Annotated in this window: 7 protein-coding genes; 3 read left to right on the forward strand and 4 right to left on the reverse strand. The window is 72.7% G+C overall.

The window, feature by feature from the left end; all coding sequences use genetic code 11:
- From murC to ACFU99_RS26270, 4 genes are all read right to left on the reverse strand, one after another.
- Positions 1–835: UDP-N-acetylmuramate--L-alanine ligase (gene murC, locus ACFU99_RS26255; protein WP_384396183.1), on the reverse strand; the 835-nt coding region annotated here is incomplete at its 3' end.
- A 166-nt stretch (positions 836–1,001) separates the two neighbouring features.
- Entirely contained in the window at positions 1,002–2,171 is a 1,170-nt protein-coding gene (locus tag ACFU99_RS26260; protein ID WP_384396186.1) for a serine hydrolase domain-containing protein, read from the reverse strand.
- A 222-nt stretch (positions 2,172–2,393) separates the two neighbouring features.
- Positions 2,394–3,038 (reverse strand): response regulator, encoded by a 645-nt coding sequence (locus ACFU99_RS26265; RefSeq protein WP_384396189.1) that lies wholly within the window; start codon positions 3,036–3,038, stop codon positions 2,394–2,396.
- Positions 3,035–4,438 (reverse strand): sensor histidine kinase, encoded by a 1,404-nt coding sequence (locus tag ACFU99_RS26270; RefSeq protein WP_384396199.1) that lies wholly within the window; start codon positions 4,436–4,438, stop codon positions 3,035–3,037. The genes ACFU99_RS26265 and ACFU99_RS26270 overlap by 4 nt, the downstream gene beginning before the upstream one ends.
- A 316-nt stretch (positions 4,439–4,754) precedes the next feature.
- Here ACFU99_RS26270 and ACFU99_RS26275 point away from each other — a divergent pair, with 316 nt between their 5' ends.
- From ACFU99_RS26275 to ACFU99_RS26285, 3 genes are read left to right on the forward strand one after another with little or no spacing between them, the layout of a single operon-like run.
- The gene (locus ACFU99_RS26275) at positions 4,755–5,837 is read left to right on the forward strand and encodes an ABC transporter permease (protein WP_384396193.1); all 1,083 of its coding nucleotides are present in this window, start codon (positions 4,755–4,757) and stop codon (positions 5,835–5,837) included.
- A gap of 38 nt (positions 5,838–5,875) precedes the next feature.
- Positions 5,876–6,631, forward strand: coding sequence for an ABC transporter ATP-binding protein (locus ACFU99_RS26280; RefSeq protein ID WP_384396202.1), 756 nt, complete (start codon positions 5,876–5,878; stop codon positions 6,629–6,631).
- A 9-nt stretch (positions 6,632–6,640) separates the two neighbouring features.
- Positions 6,641–7,201 carry an NUDIX hydrolase gene (locus ACFU99_RS26285; protein WP_384396196.1) on the forward strand — a complete coding sequence of 187 codons (561 nt, stop codon included), beginning with the start codon at positions 6,641–6,643 and terminating at the stop codon, positions 7,199–7,201.
- The last annotated feature ends 80 nt before the right edge of the window (positions 7,202–7,281 follow it).

Genomic DNA, 7,281 nt, shown 5'->3' on the forward strand with positions numbered 1-7,281 from the left:
CGGCGAAGGTGAGCATCTTGCCGTTGAGGGCGACGGTGACCTCGCTGGTCAGGCCGCGCGGGTTGACCTTGAGGACGCGTACGTCCGCGTCCTCGGCGTCGCCGTACGTGACGACCTCGATGTCGTGGCGGCCGGCGATGCGCCTGGTGAGCTCGCGCGCGCCGGGGTGGTCGGCGGAGATGACGAGGGTGCCGCCGGGGCGTACGCGGCCGACGAAGGTCTCGAAGGACTCGTAGATCTCGTCCATCGAGGCGTAGTTGGCGTGGTGGTCCAGCTCGACGTTGAGGATGATCGCGACCTGGGGCGCGTACTTGTGGAAGCTGCGGTCGCTCTCGTCTGCCTCGGCGACGAAGATCTCGCCCTCGCCGTGCCGCGCGTTGGAGCCGGGTGCGTCGAGGTCGCCGCCGATCGCGTACGAGGGGTCGAGGCCGAGGGCGCCGAGGGAGACGGCGAGCATGGAGGTGGTGGTCGTCTTGCCGTGCGTACCGGCGACGGCGATGGGGCTGAGGCCGTCCATCAGCGCGGCGAGGGCGTCGGAGCGGTGCACGACGGGGACACCGCGCTCGGCGGCGGCCGTCAGCTCGGGGTTGTCCTGGCGGATGGCGCTGGAGACGACGACGCAGGTCGCGTCGGCGGCGAGGTGCTCGGCGGCGTGGCCGATGTGCACGGTGGCGCCGAGGTCGCGGAGGGCCGCGGCGGTCGCCGACTCGCGGGAGTCGCTGCCTGCCACGTGGGCGCCGCGCTGCGCGAGGATCTTGGCGATGCCCGACATCCCGGCGCCGCCGATGCCGATGAAGTGCGGTCGTTCCATGGCGGACGGGATGCTGGGGGCCATGCGCTCTCCATACGGTGCTCTGGGGGGGGCTGTTCTGATCTTGTCTTGCTTTTGTCTTGCTCAGGGACGGCCTGCGACCGACGACGATTGTCGCATTCCTCGGGGGTGGGCGGGCGTGCGGTGCGGCGAAGGTGGCGGCCAAGGGCCACCGGTCACCGGTCACCGGTCACCGGCAGATGGACGCCTCCAGGAGGCGATAGGCATCGGCGCGGCCACGCTTGGCCGGGCCGGGGTCGGCGGTGACGGCAATGGTGGCGGCGCGGCCGTCGTCGGTCGCGGAGGGGTAGACGGCGTAGCCGAGGTAGTCGCCGTCGTGGCCCCACATCAGGCCGCCGCAGCTCAGCGGCTGGCTGGAGAGACCCAGGCCGAAGCGGGTGCCCTTCGGGTAGTCGGCATCGGCCGGGATCGGCACGGTTTTACGCATCTGGGCGAGTTGATCTTTTTTGAGCAGCTTGCCGCCCAGCAGCGCGCTGAAGAAGCGGTTCAGGTCGCTCGGCGTGGAGATCAGGTCGCCGGACGCCCAGGCCGAGGACGGGTCCAGTTCGGTGACGTCGAGCAGGGGCTCGCCCGGCTTCAGCGAGACGTAGCCCTGCGGGTGGGGCTCCCGGATGGTCTGGTCGCCGACGGCCGGGAAGTAGGTGTGCTGCAACCCGACGCGGTCGATCACCCGGCGCGTGATCTCCTCGCCCGCCGGGCGGCCGGTGACCTGTTCGATGAGCAGCCCGGCCACCAGGTAGTCGGTATTGCAGTACCGCCAGGCCGTGCCCGGCGGGAACGCCGCCTTGTGCTGGAGGGCGTAGTCGAGGAGCGCGCGCGGCTGGTGGTAGCGGTGGCGGTTGGCGACCAGGTCGTCCATGTACTGGGTGTAGTCGGGCAGCCCGCTGGTGTGCTGGAGCAACTGGCGCACCGTGATGCGGCGGCCGTCGATGCCGTCGCCGCGCAGCAGCCCCGGCAGGTACGTGTCGACCGGGGCGTCCAGTTCGACCTTCCCCTCGCCGACCAGTTGCAGGACGGCGGTGGCGGTGAAGGACTTGGTGACGCTGGCGGCCCGTACCTGCCCGTCGACCGGCGCCTTCGCCCCGGTCCGCAGGTCCGCGACGCCCGCGACGGCGTTACGGGCGCGGCCGTCGCGGCCGGTGACGGCGGCCAGCGCGGCGGGGTAGCCGTCCTCGTGCACCAGGTGGTCCAGCCCCCGCTGCACCGGGTCGGCGGTCGGCCGGTGCTGTGCGGCGGAGGCGGAGGCCGAGGCTGGCAGTGTGCCCGCCAAGGCCAGGGCCGAGGCTGAGACCAGGGTCAAGGTCAGGATGATCGGGCGGCGGTGAGAGCGCTTCGGCATGTCGTGGGCCTCTCCTCATGTACATGGCATACGCGGCGTACGCGTCTGTGACAGCGGGATTCAGCCTGCTGGCTCGCCGCCCCGCCCGCCATCCGGACACCCGCAGCAGCCCTACTGGGGCTGCCCCCACGTCAGTTGACCCACGAGCCGCATTGCGCCGCATCGAGCCGCATTGCGGAGCCTTGAGTCGCATTGCGGAGCCTTGAGCCCTGCGCCACAACCTCACACCGGGCGGATCAAGCCGCCCGCCAGACCCGCCGCGATGGCCGCCGTACGGCTGTCGACGTTCAGCTTGTCGTAGATGTGCACGAGGTGGGTCTTGACCGTGGCCTCGCTGATGAACAGGCGGCGGGAGATCTGCTTGTTGGCCAGCCCCTCGGCCAGGAGGCGCAGGATCTCGATCTCGCGCGGGGACAGCGTGGGCCGGCCGGCCCGTACGCGGCCGAGAAGGCGGGCGGCTACGGGCGGGGCCAGGACGGTTTCGCCGCGAGCGGCGGCGTGGACGGCGGTGGCGACGTCCTCCGGCGGGGCGTCCTTGAGCAGATAGCCGGTGGCCCCGGCCTCGACGGCCGCGAGGATGTCGGCGTCCGTGCTGTAGGTGGTGAGGATGAGTACAGCCGGAGGTTCGGGGAGCGCGGTGATGCGGCGGGTGGCCTCGACGCCGTGCATGCCGTCGCCCATCTGGAGATCCATGAGCACCACGTCGGGCTGCGGCTCCCCGTTCTCCCGCGCCTCCGCGAGCAGGCGGAGCGCCTCCGCGCCGTCCGCCGCCTCCCCGACGGCCTCCACGCCGGGCAGCTCGTCCACCATGGCGCGGAGCCCGCGCCGTACGACGGGGTGGTCGTCGACCAGCAGTACGCGGATCATGCGGCCGCCGCCTCGGGGCGGGGTTCCGGTTCCGTCGAGGGCTGCGTACGTGGGCCCGTACGCGCGTCCTCGTTACGCGCCTCCTCGCTACGTGCGTCCTCGCTACGTGCGTCCTCGCTACGTCCGTCCTCGTTGAGTCCGTCCTCGTTACGTGCGTCCGTACGCGCCTCCCCCGCCCGTACCGGCAGCGCCGCCGCCACGGCCGTGCCCTCGCCCGGCGCGGACTCGACGGTGAGCGTGCCGCCGAGTTCGGCGATGCGCTCGCGCATGCCGTGCAGGCCGAAGGTGGTACGGCCCGCTTCCCCGGCCTCCGCCCCTTCGGCGGAGCCGTTCGGCGTGAAGCCGACGCCGTCGTCGTACACGTCGAGCGTCACCTGTCCGTCCAGGAAGGCGAGCGTGACGGCGGCGCGTTCGGCGCGGGCGTGGCGGGCGACGTTAGCGAGTGCTTCCTGGGTGAGGCGCAGAAGGGCGACCTCGGCCTCTACGGGGAGGCGTCGGGGCTCGCCGTCCAGGTGGAAACGGACCTCGGGGCCAGCGGTGAAACGGGCCGTGAATCCGGTCGTCAGGCGGCGCAGCGCCTCCGGCAGCGTGGCGTCCTCAAGGGCGGGAGGGGTGAGCGCCCGTACGAAGCGGCGGGCTTCGGCGAGGTTGTCGGAGGCGGTGCGGCCGATCTCGCGGAGGTGCGCTCGGGCGGTCCGTAGATCGGGTTCGGCTGTCCCAGCTGCCCCGGTGGCCTCGCTCGCCGCAGCGGTTTCGGCGGCGCGGGCCAGCAGAACGATGCTGGACAGTCCCTGCGCGAGCGTGTCGTGGATCTCGCGGGCGAGGCGCTGGCGCTCGGCGAGGCGCCCGGCCTCGCGCTGGGTGGCGGCCAGCTCGTCCCGAGTCCGTACGAGGTCGTCGATCAGGTGTTGCCGGTTGCGGCTCTCCCGGTAGAGCGCGGCGTACCCGTAGGCGGTCAGCACGGCGACCGCCGCGCCCGCGACCGGCCCGATGACCTTCGCCGCCGTGAACCCGCCGGGCCCCGCCGACTGCACCGCCACGACCGCGCCCGTGGTCGCCGCCACGGCGGGCAGCGACCAGCGGACCGGCATGACGTGCAGGAAGAGGAAGAAAAGCGGGAAGACGACGTAACTGAAGGCGCGGTCCATGAGGAGGAGGACCAGCCACAGGGCGGTGACGGCGGTCAGCCAGAGGCCGGTCCGGGAGGTCAGGGGCAGCCGCCCTTCCTTCGCTGCTCGCGTTTCCCGCGCCACCCCGAGGCCGTAGACGACGGCGAGCATCGCTCCGGGGATCAGTACGTACGGGTTCCGGGGGCCGTCCGAGCCGAGGGCGACGGCTACGGCGGGCGCGAGCCCGATGGCGAGCAGCACGTAGAACGCGCCGTGCAGCGCGAGGCGCATCAGGCGCAGCGACGGGGCGTCGGAGTGCGCATGGCTGCCCCGCGCTTCGGGGTGACTGCGCGCGTCGGGGTGGCCCGCCGGCGGCTCGGGGCGGCCCGCCGGCCGCTCCGGCGGCCGGGGTACGTCGTCGGGGGTGCTCACTCCATCGAGCGTACGGCGCTCGTACGGACCCCTTTCCGTCTTCCCCATCAACCGTTCGATTGATTTCGGGGTGCACCTGATGGGCGGGGCGAGGACCGCTCCTGTCCCTGATGGCGGGCGCGCGATGACGACGGAGGGTTGGGGCGTACTGACAAGAAGCCCTGGGAGGGTCCCTGTGTTCGTCGCGCTCCGTGACATCCGCTTCGCCCGAGGGCGATTCGCCCTCATGGGCGCGGTCGTCACGCTGATCACCACTCTCGTGGTCTTCCTGTACGGGCTGACGGGCGGGCTGGCCCGCGAGGCGTCCTCGGCCGTGTCCGGGCTGCCGGTGGACCGCATCGTGTTCGGCGCTCCGGCGGGGGCGTCGCCCGAGGTGTCGTTCAGCAACAGCACGATCGGGCGTGAGCAGGAACGTGCCTGGGCCGATGCCCCCGGCGTCTCGTCGGCGGAGCCGTTCGGCGTCGCCATGACCCGGCTGACAGCCGACCGCAAAGCCGTGTCCGTGAGCGCCTTCGGCACCCCCGACGCGCTACGCCCGGCTCTCGTATCGGGCACCGCGCCGAAGGACGGACAGGCGGCGGTGAGCGAATCGGCGGCGCGCGAGAACGGCATCGGCGTCGGCGATCGGGTGACCCTCGGCACCGAGCGGCTGACGGTCTCGGGCCTGACCGGGGATCGCTCGTTCGGGCACGCGCCGAGTGTGTGGACCAGTCTGGCGACGTGGGAGCGGGTGAGCCATCAGCAGCGGCCTACGGCACTGGCGGTCAAGGGCGGGGGATCGCCGGGCGGAGGCGTCTCCGGTACGAGCGCGGCCACGAGCACGACCAAGGCCGTGTCCGTCGACGCCGCCCTCGCCGGGATCGACGGCTACTCGGCCGAACACGGCACCCTGCAACTCATCCAAGGCTTCCTCTTCGCCGTGAGCGCTCTCGTCGTCGGGGCCTTCTTCACCGTCTGGACCGTGCAGCGCAAGCCGGACATCGCCGTTCTCAAGGCGGTGGGCGCGAGCAGCGGCTACCTGGTCCGGGACGCCCTGGCCCAGGCCCTGATCGTGCTGGTCGCGGGCGCGGCGCTGGGCGGTGCGGTGGGGGTGACCGGCGGGGCGCTGGCCGCCGCGTCGGTGCCGTTCGAGCTGGGCGCGGCGACCGTGGCCGTACCGGTACTGGCGATGGTGGCGCTGGGCCTGGCCGGGTCCGCGCTCGCCGTACGCCGCATCACGTCCGTAGACCCGCTGACCGCGCTGGGAGCCACCCGATGACCGCCGCCGACACGCCTGCTTCGACTGCTTCGACTGCCATGCCAGATGCCCGCGCGGCCACCGCCCTCTCCCTGGAAGGCGTGACGCTCACCTATCCGGATGGCGACCGCCGGCTGACCGCCCTGGACGCGGTGTCGCTGCGGGTGCCCGCCGGGGAGCTGACGGCGGTCGTCGGACCGTCCGGTTCCGGGAAGTCGAGCCTGCTGGCGGTGGCGGCGACGCTGCTGCGGCCGGACGAGGGCCGGGTGGTCGTGGCGGGCGAGGACACGGCGCGGCTGAGCGCGAGGGCCCGTACGGCGCTGCGGCGCGAGCGCGTCGGCATCGTGTTCCAGCAGTCGAATCTGCTGCCGTCGCTGACGGCGCTGGAACAGTTGCTGGTGATCGAGGACCTGCGGGGGCGCGGGGCGCGGGCGGCACGCGGCCGGGCGGCGGAGCTGCTGGAGTCGGTGGGCCTGGACGGGGCGAAGCAGCGTCGGCGGCCACACCAGCTCTCCGGCGGCGAGCGCCAGCGCGTGAACATCGCCCGCGCGCTGTTCGGCGGGCCGTCCGTACTCCTGGTGGACGAGCCGACGTCGGCGCTCGACCACGAGCGCGGGGAGCGGATCGTGGAGTTGCTGGCGGAAGTGACGCGTCGTCACCGGACGGCGACGGTGCTCGTCACCCACGATCAGGGGCTTCTGGGGCACGCGGACCGCGTGCTGTCGATGGAGGACGGCCGTCTGGGCCTCGCGGCGCACCCGACAGGATCTGCTGACATACCGTCAGCCGCCGCCGGCCCTACGCAGGGCGAATAAGCTTCCCCGATGCCCGAACTGAAGCTGCGTCACTCGGTCCGCGCCATCGTCCTGGACGAGTGCGACCGCATCCTCCTGTGCAGGTTCGCCGCTCCGGAGGCCGCCGTCTGGGGAACCCCGGGCGGCGGCGTCGAACCCGGCGAGACCCCGTACGCGGCCCTGCGCCGCGAACTGCACGAGGAGACCGGCCTCGTACTCGACGTGCCCGATGCGCTCGCTGCCCTCGATGTGCCCGATGCGCCCGATGCGCCCGATGCGCCCGATGCGCCCAACGGCAGCGCACCGCCCCACGTCTGGCACCGCGAGGTCGTCGCCCCCGGCTTCGTACCCGGCTACGACGGCGCGATCCACGACTACTACCTCGTCCGCACCACGGCCTTCCAGCCGAGCGGCGCGCTGTCGGACGCCGAACTCGCAGCCGAAAACATCACGGGCTTCCGCTGGTGGTCCCTGCCGGAGATCACCGCCTACCGGGGCCCGGACCTCTTCGGCCCCCGCGACCTCGCCACCCCGCTGGCCGGCCTGCTCAGGGACGGCATTCCGGAACGGCCGCTGACTCTGGGCAGGTGAGCCCGGGGCCCCGGTTCAAGAGCGCGGGGCGGGACGGCTGAAACGCCCGGGACGGCTGAGAGGTCCGTACCCCTCAGCCG

It is taken from the genome of Streptomyces sp. NPDC057654 (assembly GCF_042800135.1).
GTDB lineage: Bacteria > Actinomycetota > Actinomycetes > Streptomycetales > Streptomycetaceae > Streptomyces.